Origin of the sequence: Micromonospora fiedleri, assembly GCF_016774385.1 — a bacterium.
Classification (GTDB): Bacteria; Actinomycetota; Actinomycetes; order Mycobacteriales; family Micromonosporaceae; genus Micromonospora; species Micromonospora gifhornensis.
The window spans coordinates 612,351-634,476 of record NZ_JAETXL010000001.1 but is presented as its reverse complement, the minus strand read 5'-3'; the positions used below and the strand labels follow the sequence as shown (position 1 = coordinate 634,476).

The window sequence follows — 22,126 nt, the reverse complement described above, 5'->3', positions numbered from 1 at the left end:
CTTTCACCGGGCAAGTGGTCGACCTCATGGCCTGTCGCTGAGCTGCGACTTCGCGGCGATGGCCCGGCGTGCGGTCACCGGCGGGGCGGCTGACGTGCGGTGGCTCGGTAGGATCCGCACGGCGGTTGAGCAGAGGAGTTGCCATGCAGCCGGACGGCCCCTACCGATACACCCATCTGCTGGGTGGATCGCCGGTCGGCAAAGCCTGGGCGGCCCTCGACCAGCAGGGCCGGTTCGTGACCGTCGCCGTCCTGGACGCCACTGTGGCCGCCGCCCCCGGCTGGCGGGAGGCGTTCGCCGGGATCGTCAACCACCTCGCCCAGACACCCGGCGGAACCCCCTTCGTGTACGCCGACTTCTCGGCGGCCGCCCCGTGGGTCGCGTACGGCCCGGAGGCCGGCCCGGCGGCGGAGAAGCTGTTCCAGGCGCTCGGTGTCGCGTACCAACCCGTGCCCCCCTCCGCCCCGCCGGCGGTGTCCCCGCCCGTCTCCGGCGCTCCCCACCCGGTTTCCGGCGTCCCGCAACCCGTCTCCGGCGTTCCGCAGCCGGCATCCGGTGTGCCGCAGCCCGTCTCCGGTGCTGCGCAGCCCGCGCCCGGCCCGCCGCAGTACCCGTCCGGTCCGCCGCAGTACCCGTCCGGTCCGCCGCAGTCGGTCTCCGGTCCGCCGCAGTCGGTCTCCGGTCCGCCGCAGCCGGTGTTCGCGGTGCCCCAGCCGGCCGGGCCGGTGTCGGCGCAGCCGGTCTACTCGGATCCGGTCTCGGGCGCACCGGCCTCGCCCGGCTTCGGCCCCACCGTCGACGATCCGCTGCGGCACGACCCGTTCAGCTCGCCGGCCCGCCGGATCCAACCGTCGACCTCCCGCAAGCGCCAGGGCGGCCTCTGGATCGCCATCGCCGCACTGCTGCTGGTGGCCGCCATCGGCGGAGGCGCCGGCATCTGGGCCATCTCGGCGGGCGACACCGACACCCCGCCGGTGGCCACCGCGCCGACCGAAACCCCACCTCAGCCCGGGCTCAAGCCCTGGGCGGAGGCCACGCCCCGCAGCCCCGCCGAGCACGCCCTCGCCACCGCCGCGCCGGCCATGGTGTTCCTCGAGGCCATCTTCACCGGCTACGTCCGGAACAAGCAGGACGACGCCCTGCTGCACCCCGAGCCCTTCACCTTCAGCCGTCGCTGCACCGGCGTCGTGGTCAACCGCGACGGGCATCTGCTCACCAACGGCCAGTGCGTGGCACCCACTGTGGACATCCTGCTCGAACACGCACTCGGCTCGCTGGCCGACACCCTGGTCGCCGACGGCAAACTGAAGGCCGGCGAGGTCGGCGGATATGTGCGGGGCCGCCAGGCGAGCAGCGCCTTCACCGGCCCGGATGCGGGCACCGAGCCGGCTGTCATCCTGCACGGACAGCTGAACGTGTCCCAGGGCGACCTCAAGGACGACCCGGCGATTCCGGGCACCGTCGTGCGGACGTTCACCCTGGAGGAGGGCAACCTCGCGCTGGTCAAGCTCGACCGGGCCGACCTTCCGGTCGCCGAGCTGAACCCCTCCGCCACCATCGCGGCGGGGACGGCGCTGCACGTTCTCGGCTACGCCACCACCGACGCGGAATACCGCTCCGCCACCTACACCGTGCGTTCCGCCCCGGTCGAGGTGACCGAGGTGGACATCGAGTCCTCGGTCTACCGGATCAACGCGGACATCGGGGGGTACTCACGTGGCGGGATCGCGATCGACACGCAGGGGCGGGTGGTCGGGATGCTGGACAACGACCTGCTGGCGCCCGAACGGCCGAACCGTCTCGTGGTACCGGTGTCGCGGATGACCAGGCTTCTCGACGCGGCCGGTGTGGAGAACCAGCTCGGCGAGCCGGACCAGACCTACCGTAGCGCTCTGGAGACCTACTTCGGCGGTGACGAGGCGAAGGCGGCCCGGCAGTTCGCCCAGGCCGCGGAGCAGACCCCCACCAACGCGTTGGCGGCGGCGTACCGCGAGGCGGCCGTCGCCGTCGGGGGCGACACCTCCGAGCGGCCCGGTTGGGCGGTGCCGGTACTCGTCGTCGCCGGCGTCGCCTTCCTGGCCGGGCTCGGGGTGCTGATCTGGTCTCGTCGACGGCCGAACCGGTAGGCCGTCGGCCCGCGGCGGTCGGTACGGGCGCGGGCGATCGCCTCGTTCTAGTCGTCGGGTTTGCCGAGAATCGGTGCCAGTGCCTCGTCGAACAGCGGTGTCAACTTGCGGGCGTACTCGGCAGTGACATGGTTGCCGTCGCGCCGCACGACGACGCCACCGACGAAGATCGGGCAGCGCCCGGCCTGGCAGAACCAGTCCGTGGTGGCGATGTGCCAGGTGCCCGGCCTGCCCCAGACCCGCCGGTCGGCCTCGGCGTACGACCGGTATTCGGCGTCGAGCCGCGACACGCAGTCCTCGGGGGAGGAGAGCCGGGTGATGCAGCTCTTCGGATCCTTGCCCGACGGTGGCGGTTGCAGGGCGATGACCTTCGCCGCGCTGGCGAGCCACTGCTCCCGGGCGAGGTGGGCGGCCCGTTCCCAGTCCGGCAGCGACGGGCGGCCGCCGGCGTCGGCGAACCGTTGGTGGTAGGCGTTGCTCACCACCACCAGATCCGGCCGCCGGTCCTCGATGAACGTCCGTACCGTCCGCCGATGCCCCGGACAGGCTCGGGTGATGCGCTCGATCGGCGAGACGGTGTCCGCGGCGAGGAACGGGCAACCGGCGTACGTCAGATCCTGGACCACCCACCCCGCCGGCTCCAGGGACCGACGCACCAGCGGCAGCCAGGCGCTGGCGATGGAGTCGCCGACGACCACGGCCAGCCTGGACGGGCGGGGGCCCGTGACGGCACAGTCGTTGCCGTCCCGGATCGCCGGCCGGCAGCCCTGCCCGTCCCCGTCGGTGAAGCGCAGGCTGCCCAGTTCACCCGGGGGAGGAGTCAGCACCGGCCAGTCGTCGGCGGCCAACGCGGTGGCGATCTGCGCCGTCAACTCGTCCTGCGAGGTGATCGCCACGGTCTCCGGCGGCTGCGGCGCAGGCGGGCGGGTCGCCGTCACGACGACCGCGACCACCAAGCTGAGCGCCGCCACCGGCGGGGCGTACCGACGAACCACCGTCGCCCTGGTCCGCCGGGTGGGTGTCCCCGGCTGCCGGCGTTCCAGCCAGGCCGACCGACGAACCGGATCCTCCACGAAGTGGTACGAGAGCACCGAGAGCAGGACCGTGCCGCCGAGCGTGAGGACCGCGACGGCCGTCGGGCCTGCGGGGATCGCCGCGCCGATGAGGATGAGCAGCGGAAAGTGCCACAGGTAGAGCGAGTAGGAGATGTCGCCGACGTACCGGACCACCCGGTTGGTCAGCGGGAACATCAGCCGCTGCCCACCGACACCCCCGGCGATGACCAGCCCGGTCGAGATCACCGCCAGCAGGGCACCGGGCACCGGGAAGGGCGACTCGGCGGTGATGGCGAGCACCGAGACGACCAGACCGGTCAGCCCCAGCCACTGGTACGCCGGACGGGCCGGCGCCGGTATCCGGGCCAACAGCGGCGCCAGCACCGCGAGCAGCGCGCCGACGCCCAGTTCCCAGGCCCGGGAGAAGGTCGAGAAGTACGCCACCGTCGGGCGATGCTCGACCTCCCAGAGCGCGAACAGCACCGAGCCCAGTACGACCGCACCGAGCACCGGACCCGTCACCCAGCGGGCACTGCTGCCGTACCGGCCCCGGCGGGCGGCCAGGCCCAGCACCACCACCAGCAGCACCGGCCAGACGAGGTAGAACTGCTCCTCGACCGCCAGCGACCAGTAGTGCCGCAGCGGCGAGACCGGACCGTCGGTCTGCCAGTAGTCCGTGCCGGTGGAGGCGAACCGCCAGTTGGCGGCGAACAGGGCGGACCAGATGGTGTCCCAGGCCGTCGACCTGACCCGGTCGCCGATGAACAGCAGCGACGAGGCGAGGAAGGTGCCGCCGAGAACCAGCATCGCCAGCGGCAGGATGCGGCGTGCCCGTCGACGGTAGAAGTTCGCGAAGGAGATCCGACCGGCGCGGTCGTGCTCGTCGAGCAGGAGGCCGGTGATCAGAAAGCCGGAGATCACGAAGAAGACGTCGACGCCGACGAACCCGCCGGCGGGCCAGCCGAGGACGTGTTCGAGGATCACCACCACGACCGCGAAGGCCCGTAACCCCTGAATGTCCGGACGGAACCGGGGACGTGCAGCGGTGGGTTGCCGGGCGACGAAGGGTTCGCCCGGCACCGTACGCAAGGACGTGGGCCGGTCAGTCTCGCGCATCGGGCGTGGCGTGGCCGATGGGCGGTCGAGCGGCTGTCCGGCGCAGCCGGGCCAGCGGTCCCGGCCGGTCGCCGCCGGCCGCCGAGGCGGCGACCGGAGCGGAATCCGTCGGGCCTGACGTGGACGTGATCAGGACCATCAGGACGAAGATCCAGGTCAGGCCGTCGACGGAGAGCGGGTTCCAGACCACCTCGGTGAACGAGTAGACGACGAAGAGCGCCACCGGGGCCTTGGCGGTGAACGCCCGGCCGTCGGCGACCGGCGCGCGCAGCAGGGCGGCCAGCAGGAAGGTCAACAGCGCCAGGCCGACGAAACCACCGGAGAAGATCGCCAGTACGTAACCGGAGTGGAAGAAGTGGTACGGCGCCTCGCCGATGTCCCGCAGGTAGTACCACTTCGAGACGCCGACGCCGGTGGCCTCCGACCCGGCGATGTACTCCCGCACGTGGACCCAGATGTTGCCCCGGTTGCTCAGGGTGGTGCGCGACGCGCTCCAGGTCAGGTAGGTCGCCGTCGCGGCGGCCCCGACGACCAGCGCCGTGCAGAGGGCGAGGTTGATGTGCGGGTACGGCCGCCGCCGTTGCAGCAGCACGGCACCCAGCACCCACACGCCCGCCGCGGCGAGCGCGAGATAGCTGGTCCGGGACCCGGTGGCGACGATGATCAGCAGACCGAACGCCAGCACCGCCACCCGCTCCGCCCCACGTAGCGCGCAGGCGGCGGCGACCACGGTGAACGAGGCGATCAGCGCGACGTAGTTCTCGGAGTTGTAGAAGCTCTTGAACAATGCCCCCGCGACCGAGCACTTCTCCAACTGCCCGCCGGTGCAGGCCCGCCACGCCTGCCCGTAGACGGCGGTCGGGATGGTCAGCACCGACAGGACGGCCAGCCCGGCGTACGCCATCGCGCGCAGGCTCACCGCGGTGCCGGCCGCCATCAGCCAGGCCGCGACCAGGAGCAGACCTGCGGTGGCGTACGCCGGCATCCTCGACCCGTACACGCCGTCACCGGAGAGGAGATCCACGCCCAGGCACCAGACGAGCAGTGCCGCGGCCAGCCCCAGGCAGATCCGCCGCCAGAACTCGGGCGGCGCCCACAGCCGCCGCCGGCCCACGGCCACCAGCCAGCCGACAAGCGCGAGCACCAGCAGGCCGATGAGCGCCGACGAGTGCTCACCGGCGATCGCGGGCGCGGCGTTCGCCAGCACCACGAACCCGAGGAACGCGACGGCGTTCGTACCGCTGCCGAAGGCGGCCACGACGGCCCGACGCGCGTGGATCAGCCAACCGGCCGCCACGAGACCACCCGCGCTGAGCAGGACGGCGAAGAGTGTGGTCACCTCAGACCCTTTCCATGGATTGCGGCGAAGGAGGTGCGCCGGCCCGGTCGCGGCGGACGGCGGCGGCGAGACAACCCCAGAGCAGTACGGCGAGCAGCGCGTCGCAGAGCAGGCTGGAGGCGATGGCACCCTGCCAGCCGTAGGCCGGGATGAGCCACAGGTTGAGCAGGATGTTGAGTACGCCGATACCGATCTGGCAGACCGTCCGACGCCCCTGCATCCGGGCCCCGGAGAGCGCGTCGGCGGCAAGGTAGTGCAGCGACTTGAGCACCAGCAGCGCGCTGAGCCCTTGCAGCGCCGGAATGGCCGCCTCGAAGTCGGCCCCGAACACCAGCGGCATCAACCAGGCGAAGCCGGCCAGCAGCAGGCTCACCGGCACACTGAACGCCAGGAAGCGCGGGAGCAGGCCACGGGCCATCCGCAGCGCCGCCCGTGGCCCGCCGCGCCCTGCCTCGAAGAACCGGGGGTAGGCGATCGCGCTCATCGATCGTGCCGGGGTGTACGCGAGGTCGACCACCCGGTACGCCGCCGCGTAGATGGCGGCGCTCTCCGGGGTCCCCAGGCGCGACAGCATGACCTTGTCGACGTCGTTGTAGATCGACTGGGCCGCGAGTCCGACGGCGAAGAGCATTCCGGTGCGTGCCTGCCGCAACGCACCACCGAGGCCGACCATGCCCCGGCCGCCACCATGCAGACCACCCGCGATCACGGGCAGGCACACGAGGGTGGACAGCAGCGCCGACGTCACCGCCCAGTCGTGCAGGGTGATCGGTTCCGCCGCGGTGGCCAGCACGACGGCGGCGGCCAACCGGCAGACGTGCAGTAGGGCGGGGATCAACGCGGCGAGCAGGATCCGGCCACGGACCTGGATCGACGCCGCCACGGCCTCGATGAGCCGCCAGGCGACCAGGTCGGCGAAGGCGAGACAGAGCAGGTCGACCAGAGCGACGTCGGTGTTCCAGATGACGACACCGGCAGCGGCCACCAGTACGGTGGCGGCACAGCCGAAGATCGTGGAGAGGAACAGGCCGCGGACGAGGTGCTTGAGCCAGTCGCCCGGCGCGTCCGCGTAGTTCTGCATGATCAGGCTCGGCGCGCCGGCCGACGCGAAGGGCGAGACCACCGCGATGAGCGCGGTGACACCGACGAACAGGCCGTAGGTGCTGATCGGCATCTCTCGTGCCAGCAGCACGAACAGCGCCCCCTGGGCGAGGGTACGCAGCAGGGTGCCGGTGAAGAAGGTGCCGGACTTGCGCAGGAAACCGTCCCCCCGCCCGGCACCGGAAGGCGACCGACGCGGTGGTGGTGGCCGGTCGCGCTCGTCGGCCTCTGGCCGCTGCGCGTCGCCGGGAACTGCCGTCACCTCAGTGCCTCCACCCACCGGCGGCCCACCTCGGCCGGACCCAGTGCCGCGCACCTCGCGTGCCACGCTTTCTCGGAGTCCGCGACGGTGGGCCGTCCGTCACCGGTCAGGCGCACGATCGCATCGGCGAGCGCCGCCGGTGAGGTGTCCGCGGCCAGGACGCCGGGCACCAGGTTCGGGATCATCTCGTCAACGGCGGGCACCGGCAGGGCGGCGACGGGCAGCCCGACCTCGGCGGCCTCCAGGAGGCTGAAACCGAACGTCTCGGCCCGGGACGGGTGCACCAGCACATCCGACTCCGCGAGCAGATCGCGTACCTCCGGCACCCGCCCCAGGAAGGTGGTGCGCCCGGCCAGCCCGAGTGCCTTCGCCCGCTCGTGCAGGAGTTCACGCTCCGCGCCGTCGCCGGCGAGGGTCAGGTGGTAGTGCGCGGGTAGCAGCGCCAGGGCTTCGAGCGCGCCGACGTGGTTCTTGATCGGGCGGAACGCACCGGCGGTGACGAGCGTGATCCGACCGCGGTCGGCGACCTCGCTGGGCGGCACGAACGGCTTGGGCGGCAGCACGTTCGGAATGGTCAGCACCGACTGCCCCGGGGCGAGTTGCCGTACGGTGCGTGCCACCCCGTCGGAGACGGCGACCACCAGCTGCGGCCGGAGCCCGTTGGTCCGGGCCATCCGGGCGAGCGTGCGGACCCGGCGATCGAAGCGCAGCCGCTCCGGCAGCAGCGAATGCTCCCAGCCGACGAAGCGGCGACCGGAACCGGCCAGGGCGGCACCGACCGGCAGGCTTGCCCACAGGCCGCTCGCCACGATCCGGACGTCCGCCGGCAGGTTCCGCAGCCGACGCCGCAACAGCGGCACCGCCTCCAGCAGACGGGTGATCCGGGTACCCAGCCCGAGGGTGTCGACCGTCAGGTCGTCCAGGCCGGGCGGGACCGAGCGGGACAGCACGGTCGCCGAGACCTCGACACCCTGGTCCTGCAAGGCCCGCATGAGCAGCACGGCGGCACGTTCCATGCCGTAGAGCGGCTCCAGCTGGGCCAGCACGAAGTGCACGCGCATCAACGGGTCCCGTCGGCCTGGAGTGGGTCGCCACCCGTGGTACGCGAGCCGCGCATCGCCACCCGCTCCAGCGCCGACCGGGGCACCAGCCCGAGCGCCGCGAGGACGGCGTTGCGGGCCGACGGGGGACGGTTGCGGCGGATGGCGCGCACCATCTCGCGTACGCCCTCGCGGTCGCGGGCCTGCACCGCGTAGCGCAGCGTCTGGGCGGCGATGAAGTCGGAGAACGTCTCCGGCGCCCACACCCCCTCCCAGCGTTGCGCCCAGTCCCAGGAGGTACGCCAGTCCGCGCTGGCCGAGATCGATCCCGGGCTGCCCACCGTGTAGATGGCGGTGGCCTCCTCGATCTGCACGATCTTCGCTCGCGGGATCCGGGCGGCCCGGACGAGCCAGTCCCAGTCCTGGTGCCGGGGCAGCGTCTCGTCCCACGGGCACTGCCGGGCGAGGTCGGCGGTGGTCAGCAGCGTCGAGGTGGGCAGCGACTGGCGACCGACCCCGAGGTGCCGGCGCCGGAAGAGATAGTCCTCCGGCAGCGCGCCGTCGGCGATCAGCGTGGTCGGTACGGCGGTCGGTAGCGGGCTGCTCCCCGCCTTGCGTTGCAGCGTGCGGGAGGACACCACGGGCAGCCAGCCCTCGCCGGCCAGCCGTTCCAGCACCGGCAGCTGGGCCGCGAGCTTGTTCGGCAGCCAGGCGTCGTCGTCGTCCAGGAAGGCGATGTGGCTGCCGGGCGCGGCATGCTGGACCCCGAGGTTGCGCGCGTACGAGCCCCGCCGGCCACCGCCGGTGCAGACGATCTCGTCGATCTGGTCGCGCAGGTCTGTCACGCCGGTCGGCACCTCGGCCAGGTCGCAGACCACCACCAGATGTACGGACACACCCTGCTGGGCACGGGCCGTGGCGACCGCCTCCGCGAGACTGGGGCGACCCGTCGTCGGGATGACCACCGAAACGTCCGGCATCGGATTCTCCAAGAATTGGGCTGGGCGCCACCATGCCGAGTGGCGGCGCGTACGGCGAGGACCGTCGATGCGCATGTCCCGGAGCCGATCGGAGCGGAGCCTACCGCCCACCCGAATCCGGGCGCTGACCGGTCGATCAGCGGCCACCGCCGCGGAACACCTCGGCCACGGTCCGCAGCAGCACCTTGGCGTCCAGCCACAGTGACCAATTCTCGATGTAGTAGTTGTCGAACCGCGCCCGGTCGGAGATCGGGGTGTCCCCGCGCAGGCCACTGACCTGGGCTAACCCGGTGAGCCCGACCGGCACCCGGTGGCGCATGGCGTAGCTCGGGTACTCGGCGGAGAACTTCTCGACGAAGTACGGCCGCTCGGGTCGCGGCCCGACGACGCTCATGTCGCCCTTGAGGATGTTCCACAGCTGCGGCAGCTCGTCCAGGGAGGTGCGCCGCAGGAAACGACCGATGGGCGAGACCCGCCGGTCGTGCGCGATCGACCAGTTCGTCTGGGATTCGTGCTCGTTGAGCGGCCGCATGGTGCGGAACTTGATGATGTCGAACGGCTTGCCGTGCCGACCGATGCGTTCCTGGCGGAAGAAGATCCCCCGGCCACCGTCGAGGAACGCCAGCCCCGCGCAGAGCAGCAGGATCGGGCTGAGCAGCAGCAACGCCGTCGCAGCGAAGATCACGTCCGAGGTGCGTTTGAGTGCCCAGTGCGGCCCCGACAGCGTCGTGTCACCGACCTTGACGATCGGGATGGCGCCGATGTGGTCACCGTGCGACCGGGACCCCCAGAGTCGGGGTGCCGCCCACAGGTCGCAGGTGGCGACCTTCGGGTGGCGGAGGATCTCCATCAGCACCAGTTCGGGGCACTCCGGATCGGCGATGATCAGCACGTCGCACTCGGTCAGCCGGACCAGGTATTCGAGTTGGTCGAGCGTGCCGATCAGGGGCGTGGTGGACGTGGCCGTCGCCGACGGGCTGTCGACGTGGCCGACGAACCGCAGCCCGTACCGGGGATAGCGGCGCAGGAGGCGGGCCAGCTCCACGGCGGTTGGGCCGCTGCCGATGACGATGGCGTTGTGTTCCACCCACCGTTGCCGCCGGGCCAGCGTGGCGATCTCCCGGGTGAGCAGGCGCCCGGCGAGCACGAGGACGGCGGCCACCGCTATGCCGCGGATGAACTCGACGAGGTATTCCGGGGAGTCGTGGCGCAGCGCGGCGATGATGACGACGATCGCCGCGGCGGCCAGCAGCCGGCCGCAGAGGCTGGGGATCTCATCGAGGATGCTCACGTGCCGGCGGGCCTGGTAGAGCCCGCCGGCGGCGAAGATGGCCACCGTCAGGGCGGTCATGACCAGGGTGCCGCGCCAGTACCGCTGGTCGATCAGCAGCGGCGACAACAGCGCGGCGACGTCGACCGGCGCGGTCAACATCCAGGCGCGCAGGCTCCGGGTGCGGGTCGAGGTACGGGAGCCGGGGTAGGGGAGTACCGCCGTCGCGTCCAGGCCGGGGCGCGCGGTGTCGCCGTTCTCCACCGGTGTCGGTCCCGTTTCGGCGGCGGTGCTCTGCTGCGCAGGCTCCGCGTCGTCCGTCTCCGTCGACTCCGATCGGTGCTTCAGGCGCGGTGCCCCGTCCTCGCCGGGTGCGATGGTGGCCGGCAAACCCATGACAGGTTGCCTCGACATGTGTGGATCCTCCCCCGTGGAGTGACATCCGTTGACGCCTGAGAGGGCCACCGGAGCGAACGCAGGATACGGCGGCTCCGGCGACAGCCGCCAGAGCCGCCGGAACAATTCATGCCCTATTTGCCTAGGTTGAGAATCTCCTTGACCGAGTCCCGCCGAACGGCGTCATAGAAGTCCGCCGCTTTGTCCGAATCGTCGAAGACGACGCTCTCGCTGCCGACCCGTCCGGTGCCCTTTGTCGGATTGGTCATGAAGGTCAGATCGTTGCCGCGCAGGCCGCGCAGGTCCATTGCCATGTCGACAAGGGACATGTCCTTGTCGACGGATACGGCGCTGGAGGTGGCGCGGACGAAGGAATTGAGATTGCTGGGATTTGTCAAAATCCCACCTGATGCGGCTTTGTCCAGAATTGCCTTGATGACCTGCTGCTGATGCTTGATCCGGGTGAAGTCGCCGTCGGCGAACTGCTTGCGTTGGCGGGAGAAGTCCAGCGCGGTTGCCCCGTCCATCCGCTGTCGGCCCTGCTCGAAGGTGCGGAAGGGCGGGTGGATCGAGGTGAACTTCTTCTCCGAGTTGACCTCGATGCCACCCAGAGCGTCGATGATCTCGGTGAATCCGGCGAAGTCCACCATCAGCACATGGTCGATCCGAACCTTGGTGTACTGCTCCACGGTCTGCACCATCAGCGGCAGGCCACCCCAGGCGTACGCGGCGTTGATCTTCGCGTCGCGCCCGCCACGCCCCTCCTTGGTGCGCGGGACCGAGACCCAGGTGTCCCGGGGGATGGAGACGAGTTGCGCGCCGGAACGGTCCTTCGGCACGTGCGCCAGGATGATGGTGTCCGCGCGGGAACCGCCGGTGCTCTCCGGATCGCGCGAGTCGCTACCGAGGATCAGCATGTTCAGGGCACCCGCTTCGACGACCTCGGGCCGGGTCTCCTCGGGTATGCCGTCGAACGCGTCGAGCCGCTCGATGTCCGACTCGACCGACTTGAGATAGAAACCGGTGGCCACCACTGCGCCGACCCCGATCAATGCCAACACCAGCACGCTGATCAGCGTGATCCGCAGCCACCGTCGGCGCGGCTTCCGCGCCGTGGGGTCTGCCGTTTTCTCCGACCCGTCGGTGTCCCCCGCCGGCAGCGTCTGCTCCGGGACGACCGCCCCGGCCTGCTCTCCACTCGACATGGGCGCGATGCTACTGAACCTCACGTATCCGGGCTGCCCCGGCAGGTCGGGAACAACTGCCGATCGTCGGTCATCGTGTTACCCCGATGTTTCGGTCCGTCTGGTACAACCCACAAGTGGATGCCGTCAAGCTGCGTCGGGCTATCGCCCGTACCCGTCTCGCCCCCGTTGCCGCTTTTCCGAAGCGGCTGGTCACGGTGGCCCGCCACGACGCCAAGGTGCTGCGCACCTCGGCCCGATGGCTGCTCGCCTCCCGCGAACACCACAACTACACGTACGAGCTGACCAAGCTCAGCCGCAGCCACCTGGCCTGGTTCGTGAGCGTGGTGTGTGACCTGCCGGTCGCACAGGTCCGCGGGTACCTGGACGAGATCGAGTCGGACGACGCGCTGCGCCAGCACATCGCCTCCACCATCGGCAGCGCCGCGCGCCGCGGCCTGGCCGACAAGCAGGTCCGGTACGCCCGGCGCATCGGGTGGTACGCCATCGTGCGCGCCCGCCGACCCGCGCACATCGTGGAGACCGGTGTGGACAAGGGGTTGGGCAGCTGCGTCCTGGCCGCCGCCCTGCTGCGCAACGCCGCCGAGGGTCACCCCGGCCGGGTCAGTTCCATCGACATCAACCCCGAGGCCGGCTACCTCGCCCGGGTCGCGCCCTGGTCCGAGGTGATCGACCTGGTCATCGGTGACTCGGTCGAGTCGATAGGCGCGTTGGAGCAGCCGGTCGACCTGTTCCTGCACGACAGTGACCACAGCCGGGCGTACGAGAAGCGCGAGTTCGAGGCCGTCGAGCCGAAACTGGCCCCCGGGGCGATGCTGCTCACCGACAACGTCACCCACACCAACGTGCTGGCCCGGCACGCCGAGCGCACCGGCCGGAAGTTCCTCGCCTACCGGGAGACCCCGGCGAACCACTGGTACCCCGGAGACGGCATCGGCGTGGCATGGTGACCGGGTGCGGCTCAGTGAGATCAACACGTACCCGGTCAAGGGTTGTCGCGGCCTGACCCACGACGGGTCCGAGGTGCGGCCGTGGGGGCTCGACGGCGACCGGCGGTGGATGCTCGTCGACGCCGACGGTGTCGGAGTGACCCAGCGGGACACCACCGCGCTGGTCCGGGTGCACGCCCGCCCCGAAGCCGGTGGCCTGCGGCTGAGCGCCGCCGGTCACCCGGACCTGCTGGTCCCGGAGCCGGTCGGCGTCCCCCCGGTGCAGGTGCGCACCTTCCGCCGCCGGGTGCTGCGGGTCGACGCGTTGCCCGCCGGCCCGACCGCCGACGCCTGGCTCGGCCAGGTGCTCGACCGGCCGGTCCGCCTGGTCTGGCTGGCCGAGCCGGCCCGGCACATCGAACCGGGCCGCAAGAAGCACGACCCGGGCGACCGGGTCAGCTTCGCCGACGCGTACCCGGTGCTGCTGACCAGCACCGCGTCGCTGGCCGCCCTGGGCGACTGGCTCACCGAGGCCGGCGCGGACCCGGTCCCGATGGCCCGGTTCCGGCCCAACCTGGTCGTCGACGGGGCACCCGCCTGGGCGGAGGACGGCTGGGAAGGGCGCGAGCTGCGGATCGGCGGCGTCGCGTTCCGGGCCGCCGGCCCGTCGGCCCGCTGCCTGGTCACCACCACCGACCAGGAGACCGGGGTACGCGGCCGGGAGCCGTTACGCACCCTCGCGCGGCACCGCAACGTCGACCGTCAGCTGCTGTTCGGGCTGAACCTCGTGCCGCTGGAGTCCGGCCGGATCAGCGTCGGCGACCCCGTCTTAGCTTTCGCTTAGGTCGCTTGTCCGGTATGGCCGTCGTCGGGCAGCATCGGTGCACGTGACCGACGGAACCGACGGCCCCGCCGCACGGACAACAGCCAACCGTCCCCGTACGGGTCGCTGGCTGGCAGGCGGGGCCGTGGTCGTCGTCGCCACGCTCCTCGGCCTCACCCTGGCGCTGCGCTCCGGTGCCGCACCCGCCTGCGCCGCACCGATCCCCCCGCCCGCCGCGCTGCTCGCCCCGCCCGCGGCCTTGCCGGCCCCGCCAGCTGTTTTGCTCGCCCCGCCGGCTGCCGGCACCCTCCACAAGGGCAAGGCGACCTTCTACGACTCGACGGGTACGGACGGCAACTGCTCCTATCCGACGGCCCCCGCGGGCCGGCTCTACGTCGCACTCGGCCCCGACGAGTACGCCGACGGCGCGGCCTGCGGCGGATATCTCGACGTCACCGGGCCCAAGGGCACCGTACGGGTCATGGTCGCCGACCAGTGCCCGGAGTGCGCGCCCGGACACCTCGACCTGTCCAGGGAGGCGTTCACCCGGATCGCCGACCCGGTCCGCGGCGTCGTCGACGTCAGCTACCGCCTGGTCGTGGACCCGCCGCTGACCGGCCCGCTCACCTTCCGGATCAAGGAAGGTGCGTCGCAGTGGTGGTTCGCCGTCCTGGTCGCCGGGCACGGCAATCCGCTGCGTGCCGTCGAGGTACGCCAAGGCAGTTCGGGCAACTGGCGGGCAGCCAGCCGGCAGAGCTACAACTACTGGCTGATCGATTCCGGGGCCGGCCCCGGCCCGTTCCAGATCCGGGTCACCGACACCCGAGGCCACCGGGTCACCGCCGCCGGCATCCGGATGACCCCCGGCCAGGTCCAGCGCAGCACGGTCCGGATGTACGGCGGCACCTCGGGCGGGTCCACCACCGCGCCCGCCTCGACGACCGCTCCCAGAACGCCCTCGTCCAGCCCGAAGCCGACCGCCCGCACGTCGGCACGCCCGAGCCCGTCCCCGTCCACTCTGGCCCCGGTGGACGCGTCAGCCTCACCGGCGGTGATCGCTGCCCCGGACGGGGAGGCGGTGGCGCTCGCGTCGACACGGCCCGACGCGGGACCCCGAGGTTGCGCCTGACCGCAGCTCGTACCGTCGGCCGCCTGCCGTGCGCAGCCAGTACCCCGCCGAACGGTTACCCGCGCCCCGGTCAGGACCCGGCTGAGCGGTCACCCCGCTTGGTCTGGCCCGGCCGGTCGGTGACCCAGCGGGATGTCCAGCCGGCGCAGCGCCTCGCGGGTCATGCCTCGGCCGGGCGGCCATCTTTGCAGGCCGGGTGGGATATCCAGGTCAGCGGGTCGAGTCTGAGGTGGTCTGCTGGGGTTGATCCTCGCTGAGACCGAGCCACATCAGGATCTCGTCCCGGTCGTCGCCGGGGGCGACCCGGATCGCGCCGGGCCACCGGCCCACCTCGCGGTAGCCGAGTCGCCGGTAGAACCGGTCCAGTCCCAGCCCGTCGCGCACCGTCACGTGCAGTGCCGCCAGTCCGAGGTCCCGCCCGATCTGCGCGGCCGTACGCATCAGCGCCTCGCCGACGCCGCGTCCCTGACTGTCCGGGTGGACCATCACCCGGGTGAGGACCCGCAGGTGCCGCTTCAGGTGGAACCGTGGGTCGGTGAAGATCGCCATGGCGACCAGTCGGTCGTCGTCGTAGCCGAGCAGCAGTCGGTCCGGACCGTCGGCGATGCCCGCGAGGGTGGGGTCGGCGATCGTCCGCACCTTGTCGGCGGTGACCGGTGCCACGAAGCCGACCGCGCCGCCCGCGTTGGTGACGTCCACCCAGAGCGCGACGATGTCGGCGCGCAGCTGCGGGGTGAGTTCGGGATCGAGGACGAAACGCAGGGTCACCTGCACATCCTCGCCAAGTCGCCGGCCCGACGCCCGTGATCGTGATGCGCCCGACAGGGCAGAGGGTGTTGGTGCGGGAGGGGGGATTCGAACCCCCACGTCCTTTCGGACAATAGGACCTAAACCTACCGCGGCTGCCGTTACGCCACTCCCGCCGGCACTGGAGAGTCTAGGGCGTCGCACCGGCCCGCTGTCGAGGCCTCCGAGTGTGTGATCGACACCGTTGCGGCGAAGTGGCGGTCTCCCGGCCGGGCCGATACCACCACTACGCCGTAACGGAGTCGATCACGCCAGCTCAGTCACCGCGCCATACCGGAATCGGTCACGCCGGCTCAGTCGAGGCCGAGGTCGCGGCGCAACTTGGCGACGTGGCCGGTGGCCTTGACGTTGTACAGCGCCCGCTCGATCTTGCCGTCCTCGTCGATCACGAACGTCGAGCGGATCACGCCGGTGACGGTACGGCCGTACGACTGCTTCTCGCCGTACGCCCCGTAGGCGGTCAGCACCGCCTTGTCGGTGTCGGCGACCAGCGGGAAGGTGATCGCGTCGCGCTCGCGGAACTTGGCGAGCTTCTCCGGCTTGTCCGGCGAGATGCCGATCACCTCGTAGCCGGCGGCCTGGAGCGAGGCGAGCGAGTCACGGAAGTCGCAGGCCTGCTTGGTGCAGCCGGGGGTCATCGCCGCCGGGTAGGCGTACAGGATGACTTTGCGGCCGCGCAGGTCGGCCAGGGTGACCTGGTCGCCGGTGTCGGTGGGGAGGGTGAACTCGGGCGCCGGGTCACCGGGGGAGAGGCGAGCGGGTGCGGTCATGGCCCGACCATACCGCCGGCCCGAGCCGACCACGCCGACCGCCGGGCCGACCGGGGTCAGGTGGACGCACGCCATTCCAGCGGAATTAACACAACTGTGTTTTTGCAAGCTATTGGCAACAAGCTCGGGCGGGAAATAGGCTCGGTCTGCCGGCGAGCGCGGGCCCGCCGTCCCGTGGGAGGTCACGTGGAAAACCTGGCCATGCACATCTCGAACGGCATCATCAACGGTCCTGTCGCCGCGCTCTTCGCGGTGATCGCCCTGGCCGCGATGGCGGTCGCCGTCCACCGTGGACGGCAGGACCTGGACGACCGGTTGGCCCCGATGGCGGGCCTGGTCGCCGCCTTCATCTTCGCCGTGCAGATGCTCAATTTTCCGATCTTCACCGCCGGGGTCAGCGGTCACCTGCTCGGTGGCGCGCTCGCCGCCATGCTGGTCGGCCCCTGGGTCGGTGCGCTCTGCATAGCCGTGGTGCTTGTGGTGCAGGCCCTCGTCTTCGGCGACGGCGGGGTGGCCATGCTCGGGCTCAGCATCACCAACATGGGGGTGATCGCGGTCGCGGTGGCGTACCTGCTGATCGCGCTGCTGCTGCGGGTGCTGCCGCGTACCCCTGCCGGGTTGGCCGTCACCGCCTTCGTCGCCGCGCTGGTCAGCGTGGTGGTCGCGGCGATGGGCTTCGTCCTTCAGTACTGGCTCGGCGGCACCGCCGACCTCGGCGGCAACCTGGCCGGGCTGGCCGGGACGATGGCCGTGTCCCACCTGTTCATCGGCATCGGCGAGGGCCTGATCACCGCCACCACGGTGGTCACCGTGGCGAAGGTCCGACCCGATCTGGTGTACGCGCTGCGCGCCGCCGGTAAGCCGGTCGGGCCGGCGTCCGTCCCCGCCGTCGGAGGTGTCCGGTGAAGCGTTTCTGGGGTTTCCTCGCGGGCGGGCTGCTGGTGGCCCTGCTGCTGGCCGGCGTGGTCAGCAACTTCGCCTCGCCGCACCCGGACGGGCTGGACTCCTCGCTGCGTGAGGGCTGCACCGTCGACGCCGACGGTGAGATCACCGGCGGCAGTTGCCCGGCCCAGCAGGAGAAGGAGCACGAGATCGGTGGGCCGCTTGCCGACTACGGCATCGCCGGCATCGACAACGACGTCCTCTCCACCGGGCTGTCCGGCGTACTGGGCGTCCTGCTGACCTTCGCACTGGCCGGCGGCGCGTTCTGGCTGGTCCGCCGGCGCGGCACCGACCCGACCCCGCAACCCGTCGGCCCGACTCAGGAACCGCTCGACGCGAGCACATCCGCGTCGAGCCAGGGGTAGCGCCGGTGGGTGCCGGGCACGCGCACGTGCTCTACCGGGACGCCGACTCGCCGGTGCACCGGCTGCCGCCGGAGGTGAAGATCACGGCGATGGTGGCGTTCACCGTCGCCGTGGTCGCCACCCCCCGGGCGGCGTTCTGGGCCTTCGGCGCGTACGCCCTGCTGGTTGCGGTGGTGGCGGCGCTGGCCCGGGTGAGCCCCCGATGGCTGCTCACCCGGTCTGCGATCGAGGTGCCGTTCGTGCTGTTCGCGTTCGCGTTGCCGATCATCGGCGCGGGCGAACGGATCGACGTGCTCGGCCTCAGCCTCTCCGCCGAGGGCCTCTACGGCGCGTGGAACATCCTCGCCAAGGGCACGCTCGGGGTCTGGGCGTCGCTGCTGCTGGCCGCGACCACCACCACCCGTGACCTGATCGTCGGGCTGGACCGGCTGCGCTGCCCGCAGATTATCACCCAGATCGCCACCTTCATGCTGCGCTACCTCGACGTACTGGTCGGCGAGGCCCGCCGGATGCGGGTCGCGCGGATGTCGCGGGGCGACGACCCGCGCTTCCTGTGGCAGCTGCGCGGCTTCGCCGCCGGTATCGGGGCGCTGTTCCTGCGCGCCTTCGAACGCGGGGAACGGGTCTACCTGGCGATGCTGTCGCGCGGCTACACCGGGCGGATGCCGGCGGTGTGGCAGGGCGCCGGGGCGGCCACCACGGGGCAGTGGCTGGTCGCGGCGACCGTGCCGCTGCTGGCCGGCACCGTCGCCGCCACCGCCGCCGTACTGACATGATTCACGGTGTGGCATCGACCGCACCCAGCCTCGACGTCCGAGGCGTCCGGTACGCCTACCCGGACGGGCATGTCGCCCTGCACGGCGTGGACCTGACGGTGGCCCGGGGCGAGCGGGTGGCCCTGCTCGGGCCCAACGGCGCCGGCAAGACCACCCTGGTGCTGCACCTCAACGGCATCCTCAGCGCCACCGAGGGCAGCGTCAGCGTCGGCGGGCTGCCGGTGACCAGCGACCGGGCGCGGCTGGCCGAGATCCGGCGGCGGGTCGGCATCGTCTTCCAGGACCCCGACGACCAGCTCTTCTTGCCCACCGTCGCCGAGGACGTGGCGTTCGGGCCGGCCAACCTGGGGCTGCGCGGGGCGGAACTGGCCGCCCGGGTGGACGAGGCGCTGGCCGCGGTGGGCATGTCCGAGCATCGTGACCGGGCCCCGCACCACCTGTCCTTCGGTCAGCGACGCCGGGTGGCGGTGGCCACCGTGCTGGCGATGCACCCGGAAATCCTGGTGCTCGACGAGCCGTCGTCGAACCTCGACCCGGCGGCCCGGCGGGAACTCGCCACCATCCTGCGTGCCCTGCCGGTGACCCTGTTGATGGTCACCCACGACCTGCCGTACGCGTTCGAACTCTGCGACCGGTCGGTGATCCTCGACGGCGGCCGGATCGTGGCCGACGGGCCCACCGCCGACCTGCTCGGCGACACCGACCTGCTCGCCCGGCACCGCCTCGAACTGCCGTACCCGTTCAGTCCCGCTCGGAAGTGACCGCCGCCACGGGTGCCGGGGCCGACCTGGTGGCCGCGCGGCCGGCGGCGTGCAGCCGCAGGACGGCGGCGGCCAGCGCCCCCGCCCCGGCCCCGACGGCCAGGACCACCAGTACCCGGGCGAGCGTCGGTGGCCACGGCACCGGCACGACGGACCGGGCGAGCAGGGCCGCGTTTGTCAGCCCGGCGAACAACGCCAGGCAGGCCCCGGCCAGCGCCAGCGGAAAATCGGCACCGGTCCGACGGCGTACCGCCCACCCGGCGGCGGCGAGCGCGCCGAGCCCGGACAGCAGCGTCCACACCGGCCCGGTCAGCAACCCGAGCAGCACCGCGCCGACCCCGGTCGCCCCGGCGTCCAGCACCCGGCCGACCGCGAGCAGCACGGCCGCCACCCCGCCGACGGCCAGCAGACCGCCAATGCCGACCAGCGCCCGCCGACCCGGGGCCGAAGCCGCCGGCAGCAGGCCGAGCGCACCCACCGCGAGCGCGCCGACGACCGCCACCACCCACCAGGGGTACGCGTCCGGCGGCGGCACCCAGTGCAGGCTGCCCCGGATCTCCGCCAGCCCGTCCGGGTCGCGCAGCGGCACCACCCAGTCGCGTACCCGATGCTCCCGGTCGGGTGCGGCGCGGACCTGGGCGGGCGGTCCGGCCTCCCGCCACAGTGCCCGCTGGTCGTGCCAGCGGGCGGTCGAACCCGACTCGACCCGACGCCACTGCGGTGCGGCGGCCGGATCCACCTCCGGCGGCAGGACGGTCTCCCCGGCGATGGTGCGGTTCAGGTACGTGGCGGGGGAGCGGGTGTTCTCGTACACCCCGTCCGGTCCCACCCGCAGGTACGGCTCACCCGAGTAGCCGATCACCTCCACCGGCCGGTCACCGGTGTTGGTCAGCTCCAGCCGGGCACCAGCCTCGATCACCCGTACCGAAAGGTGCGGGCGGTCCGGGGCCACGGCACCGATCTCGACCCGGTAGTCGGTCCCGTTCGGGGCGTCGGCGCCGTGCGCCACCGCCGGGGCGGCGGTGGCGATCAGCGTGGTGACCATGCCGGCGAGCAGCAGCCCGGCCCGGGTCAGCAGGGCACGGCTCACCGCCCGGCCGCCTCCACCGCGGCGGTGATGTTCTCCGGCGTCCACTCCCGCACCTGCTCACCGTTGACCAGGACGGTCGGGGTGCCGGTGACGTTCGCCTTGGTCGCCTCCTCGCTGACGTGCGAGGTCCACGGCTTGAACTTGCCGTCGCGCACGCAACTGCCGAAGCTGTCGCGGTTCAATCCGACCTCGGCCCCGATGTCGATCAGCTCGTTGTCGCTGAGCTGCGCACCGTTCTCCGGCGGCTGCTTGTCGAACAGCGCCTTGCTGAACTCGGTGAACTTGCCGCCCTCGGCGGCGCAGCCGGACGCGGCCGACGCGCGGGTCGAGTACTGGGTGCTGGAGAAGCGGTTCAGGTAGGCCACCGGGTGGTACACCACCCGGGCCTTGCCATCGCTGACCAGCTGCGCGATGGTCGCGCCACTGGTCTGCTCGAACTGCTTGCAGGCCGGGCAGAGGTAGTCCTCGTACACGTCGATGGTCACCGGCCCGCTGCCGACCACGATGCCGGTGCCGTCCTCGGTCGCCCCCGGTGGCGCGACGAAGGTTCCGGAACTCTGACTGGACCAGACGCTCCAGCCGATCAGGCCGGCGACCACCAGCACCGCCACCGCCCCGATCGAGACCCACAGCGTCCGCTTGCGCCGCCGTTCCCGGGCCAACTGCTCCCGGACCACGCGGGCCGCGTCCTTGCGCCCCTTGCGACTACTCATCCTCGTCCTCCACCGGTTCGCCCGTCAGCGCGCCGTCCACCGAGACGGCCGTGCGGGGCCAGATCAGCAGGAACCCGGCCAATGCCAGGAAACCCAGATCCCGGAGGATCTCCGGGAGATAGCTCGGGGTCTGTCCGGGCGGCAGCGCGCCGCCGGTGCCGAAGCAGCCGCAGTCGATCGCCAGCCCGCGCGACCAGGCCGAGATGATGCCTGCGATGAAGACCACCAGCAGCGCCGCGGAGACCCCGGCGACCAGTCGGGTGGCCAGCCCGAGCAGCAGCAGTACGCCGAGCGCCAGCTCGACGAAGGGCAGCACCGCCCCGACCACCACCGACACGTCGTACGGCAGCACCTGGTAGGCGTGCACCGCCCGGCCGGAGGCGGCCAGGTCACCGACCTTCGTCGCGCCCGCGTACAGCCAGACGGCGGCCAGTCCGAGGCGGACGACCAGCCCGAGCCAGGGCAGCAGCTTCCTGTTCACCCGGCCAACGCCTCACCGACGGCGTTCACCAGTTCGCTGCGCGCGCGGGCGACCCGGGACCGGATCGTGCCCACCGGCACCCCCTCCACGGCGGCCGCCTCCGCGTACGACAGACCCAGCAGTTGGGTGAGCACGAAGGCGCCCCGCCGCTCGGTCGGCAGCCGCCGGACCAGGTCGGCCGCGCCGAACTGCCCGGCCGGGTCGGGGTGCGGCACATCGGTGTACGCGTCGGCGGTGAGCCGCTGGGCCAGCCGGCGTCGGCGGACCACCGTGCGCAGGTGGTCGGCGCAGGTCCGCCGGGCGATGCCGAGCAGCCAGGTACGGGCCGTGGAACGTCCCTCGAAGGCCGGCAGGGCGCGAAACGCCCGCAGGTACGTCTCCTGGGTCAGATCGTCGGCGCTGTCCGGATCGACGAGGGCCGCCGCGAAGCGCCACACCTCGGCCTGAGTGGCCCGGACGAAGTCGGCCTGGGCGGCCGGATCACCGTCGCGTGCCGCCAGCGCGGCGACGGTGGCGATGTCGGCCGTCTCCGGGCACTCCTGGGCGCGGCGGTCGGCCGCGTCGGAGGCCGCGGCGGCGCTGTCGCGTGGGGCGGGGATCACGACAACCCAGGTTACGCGGCAGGGCGTTGAGCAGCAGGGTCCTTCGGC

21 protein-coding genes and 1 tRNA gene are annotated in these 22,126 nt (G+C 71.9%); 8 read left to right on the top strand and 14 right to left on the bottom strand.

What is annotated here, in order from left to right; genetic code table 11:
• Window positions 1-143 precede the first annotated feature (143 nt).
• Window positions 144-2,126: a S1 family peptidase gene (locus JMF97_RS02920; protein WP_203220085.1), complete on the top strand. Its 1,983-nt coding sequence runs from the start codon at window positions 144-146 to the stop codon at window positions 2,124-2,126.
• A gap of 47 nt (window positions 2,127-2,173) precedes the next feature.
• Here JMF97_RS02920 and JMF97_RS02915 read toward each other — a convergent pair whose 3' ends face one another.
• From JMF97_RS02915 to JMF97_RS02885, 7 genes are all read right to left on the bottom strand, one after another.
• Complete coding sequence (locus tag JMF97_RS02915; RefSeq protein WP_203220084.1) at window positions 2,174-4,297, bottom strand: acyltransferase family protein; 2,124 nt, start codon at window positions 4,295-4,297, stop codon at window positions 2,174-2,176.
• Window positions 4,284-5,636, bottom strand: a complete 1,353-nt coding sequence (locus JMF97_RS02910; RefSeq protein ID WP_203220083.1) for an O-antigen ligase family protein — start codon at window positions 5,634-5,636, stop codon at window positions 4,284-4,286. Before JMF97_RS02910 ends, JMF97_RS02915 begins: the two co-directional genes overlap by 14 nt.
• A gap of 1 nt (window position 5,637) precedes the next feature.
• The gene (locus JMF97_RS02905; RefSeq protein ID WP_203220082.1) at window positions 5,638-6,999 is read right to left on the bottom strand and encodes a lipopolysaccharide biosynthesis protein; all 1,362 of its coding nucleotides are present in this window, start codon (window positions 6,997-6,999) and stop codon (window positions 5,638-5,640) included.
• The gene (locus JMF97_RS02900) at window positions 6,996-8,060 is read right to left on the bottom strand and encodes a glycosyltransferase (RefSeq protein ID WP_203220081.1); all 1,065 of its coding nucleotides are present in this window, start codon (window positions 8,058-8,060) and stop codon (window positions 6,996-6,998) included. Before JMF97_RS02900 ends, JMF97_RS02905 begins: the two co-directional genes overlap by 4 nt.
• Window positions 8,060-9,019, bottom strand: a complete 960-nt coding sequence (locus JMF97_RS02895; protein ID WP_203220080.1) for a glycosyltransferase family 2 protein — start codon at window positions 9,017-9,019, stop codon at window positions 8,060-8,062. The genes JMF97_RS02900 and JMF97_RS02895 overlap by 1 nt, the downstream gene beginning before the upstream one ends.
• Before the next feature lie 136 nt (window positions 9,020-9,155).
• A complete protein-coding gene (locus tag JMF97_RS02890; protein WP_238358508.1) occupies window positions 9,156-10,703 on the bottom strand; it encodes a sugar transferase in 1,548 nt (515 codons plus the stop codon).
• A gap of 116 nt (window positions 10,704-10,819) precedes the next feature.
• Complete coding sequence (locus tag JMF97_RS02885; RefSeq protein WP_238358507.1) at window positions 10,820-11,890, bottom strand: LCP family protein; 1,071 nt, start codon at window positions 11,888-11,890, stop codon at window positions 10,820-10,822.
• A gap of 116 nt (window positions 11,891-12,006) precedes the next feature.
• Here JMF97_RS02885 and JMF97_RS02880 point away from each other — a divergent pair, with 116 nt between their 5' ends.
• The 3 genes from JMF97_RS02880 to JMF97_RS02870 are packed head-to-tail and all read left to right on the top strand — an operon-like array spanning window position 12,007 to window position 14,771.
• Window positions 12,007-12,840, top strand: a complete 834-nt coding sequence (locus tag JMF97_RS02880; RefSeq protein ID WP_203220079.1) for an O-methyltransferase — start codon at window positions 12,007-12,009, stop codon at window positions 12,838-12,840.
• Between the two features lie 4 nt (window positions 12,841-12,844).
• A complete protein-coding gene (locus JMF97_RS02875; RefSeq protein WP_203220078.1) occupies window positions 12,845-13,663 on the top strand; it encodes an MOSC domain-containing protein in 819 nt (272 codons plus the stop codon).
• A 43-nt stretch (window positions 13,664-13,706) separates the two neighbouring features.
• Window positions 13,707-14,771, top strand: a complete 1,065-nt coding sequence (locus JMF97_RS02870; RefSeq protein WP_307816741.1) for an expansin EXLX1 family cellulose-binding protein — start codon at window positions 13,707-13,709, stop codon at window positions 14,769-14,771.
• Between the two features lie 210 nt (window positions 14,772-14,981).
• On the opposite strand, the gene JMF97_RS02865 is transcribed toward JMF97_RS02870, so the two are convergent.
• The 3 genes from JMF97_RS02865 to bcp all read right to left on the bottom strand — a co-directional run bounded on the left by JMF97_RS02865 (window position 14,982) and on the right by bcp (window position 16,348).
• Entirely contained in the window at window positions 14,982-15,539 is a 558-nt protein-coding gene (locus JMF97_RS02865) for a GNAT family N-acetyltransferase (protein WP_203220077.1), read from the bottom strand.
• A 69-nt stretch (window positions 15,540-15,608) separates the two neighbouring features.
• Window positions 15,609-15,694: transfer RNA gene (locus tag JMF97_RS02860), tRNA-Leu, on the bottom strand.
• Between the two features lie 177 nt (window positions 15,695-15,871).
• Complete coding sequence (gene bcp / locus JMF97_RS02855) at window positions 15,872-16,348, bottom strand: thioredoxin-dependent thiol peroxidase (protein ID WP_203220076.1); 477 nt, start codon at window positions 16,346-16,348, stop codon at window positions 15,872-15,874.
• Window positions 16,349-16,534: 186 nt separating this feature from the next.
• On the opposite strand from bcp, the gene JMF97_RS02850 reads away from it, so the two are divergent.
• From JMF97_RS02850 to JMF97_RS02835, 4 genes are read left to right on the top strand one after another with little or no spacing between them, the layout of a single operon-like run.
• Window positions 16,535-17,254 (top strand): energy-coupling factor ABC transporter permease, encoded by a 720-nt coding sequence (locus JMF97_RS02850; protein ID WP_203220075.1) that lies wholly within the window; start codon window positions 16,535-16,537, stop codon window positions 17,252-17,254.
• Window positions 17,251-17,655: a PDGLE domain-containing protein gene (locus JMF97_RS02845; protein WP_203220074.1), complete on the top strand. Its 405-nt coding sequence runs from the start codon at window positions 17,251-17,253 to the stop codon at window positions 17,653-17,655. The genes JMF97_RS02850 and JMF97_RS02845 overlap by 4 nt, the downstream gene beginning before the upstream one ends.
• A 5-nt stretch (window positions 17,656-17,660) precedes the next feature.
• Window positions 17,661-18,431 carry a cobalt ECF transporter T component CbiQ gene (gene cbiQ, locus JMF97_RS02840; protein WP_203220073.1) on the top strand — a complete coding sequence of 257 codons (771 nt, stop codon included), beginning with the start codon at window positions 17,661-17,663 and terminating at the stop codon, window positions 18,429-18,431.
• Window positions 18,428-19,192 carry an energy-coupling factor ABC transporter ATP-binding protein gene (locus JMF97_RS02835; RefSeq protein WP_203220072.1) on the top strand — a complete coding sequence of 255 codons (765 nt, stop codon included), beginning with the start codon at window positions 18,428-18,430 and terminating at the stop codon, window positions 19,190-19,192. Before cbiQ ends, JMF97_RS02835 begins: the two co-directional genes overlap by 4 nt.
• Here the strand turns inward: JMF97_RS02835 and JMF97_RS02830 are convergent.
• Genes JMF97_RS02830 through JMF97_RS02815 form a run of 4 tightly spaced genes read right to left on the bottom strand, consistent with a single transcriptional unit; the run spans window position 19,173 to window position 22,078 of the window.
• Entirely contained in the window at window positions 19,173-20,282 is a 1,110-nt protein-coding gene (locus JMF97_RS02830; RefSeq protein WP_307816740.1) for a hypothetical protein, read from the bottom strand. The genes JMF97_RS02835 and JMF97_RS02830 overlap by 20 nt on opposite strands.
• On the bottom strand, window positions 20,279-20,995 hold the full coding sequence (locus JMF97_RS02825) for a DsbA family protein (RefSeq protein ID WP_203220070.1): 717 nt from the start codon (window positions 20,993-20,995) through the stop codon (window positions 20,279-20,281). The genes JMF97_RS02830 and JMF97_RS02825 overlap by 4 nt, the downstream gene beginning before the upstream one ends.
• Complete coding sequence (locus tag JMF97_RS02820) at window positions 20,988-21,476, bottom strand: MauE/DoxX family redox-associated membrane protein (RefSeq protein WP_013731895.1); 489 nt, start codon at window positions 21,474-21,476, stop codon at window positions 20,988-20,990. The genes JMF97_RS02825 and JMF97_RS02820 overlap by 8 nt, the downstream gene beginning before the upstream one ends.
• Window positions 21,473-22,078: a sigma-70 family RNA polymerase sigma factor gene (locus JMF97_RS02815; protein WP_307816739.1), complete on the bottom strand. Its 606-nt coding sequence runs from the start codon at window positions 22,076-22,078 to the stop codon at window positions 21,473-21,475. The genes JMF97_RS02820 and JMF97_RS02815 overlap by 4 nt, the downstream gene beginning before the upstream one ends.
• Between the last annotated feature and the right edge of the window lie 48 nt (window positions 22,079-22,126).

Bases quoted from the DNA above. Each gene is read 5' to 3' on its own strand.
- JMF97_RS02920 (WP_203220085.1), top strand. From the start codon at position 144: ATGCAGCCGGACGGCCCCTACCGATACACCCATCTGCTGGGTGGATCG.
- JMF97_RS02915 (WP_203220084.1), bottom strand. From the start codon at position 4,297: ATGCGCGAGACTGACCGGCCCACGTCCTTGCGTACGGTGCCGGGCGAA.
- JMF97_RS02900 (WP_203220081.1), bottom strand. From the start codon at position 8,060: ATGCGCGTGCACTTCGTGCTGGCCCAGCTGGAGCCGCTCTACGGCATG.
- JMF97_RS02895 (WP_203220080.1), bottom strand. From the start codon at position 9,019: ATGCCGGACGTTTCGGTGGTCATCCCGACGACGGGTCGCCCCAGTCTC.
- JMF97_RS02890 (WP_238358508.1), bottom strand. From the start codon at position 10,703: ATGTCGAGGCAACCTGTCATGGGTTTGCCGGCCACCATCGCACCCGGC.
- JMF97_RS02885 (WP_238358507.1), bottom strand. From the start codon at position 11,890: ATGTCGAGTGGAGAGCAGGCCGGGGCGGTCGTCCCGGAGCAGACGCTG.
- bcp (WP_203220076.1), bottom strand. From the start codon at position 16,348: ATGACCGCACCCGCTCGCCTCTCCCCCGGTGACCCGGCGCCCGAGTTC.
- JMF97_RS02835 (WP_203220072.1), top strand. From the start codon at position 18,428: ATGATTCACGGTGTGGCATCGACCGCACCCAGCCTCGACGTCCGAGGC.
- JMF97_RS02825 (WP_203220070.1), bottom strand. From the start codon at position 20,995: ATGAGTAGTCGCAAGGGGCGCAAGGACGCGGCCCGCGTGGTCCGGGAG.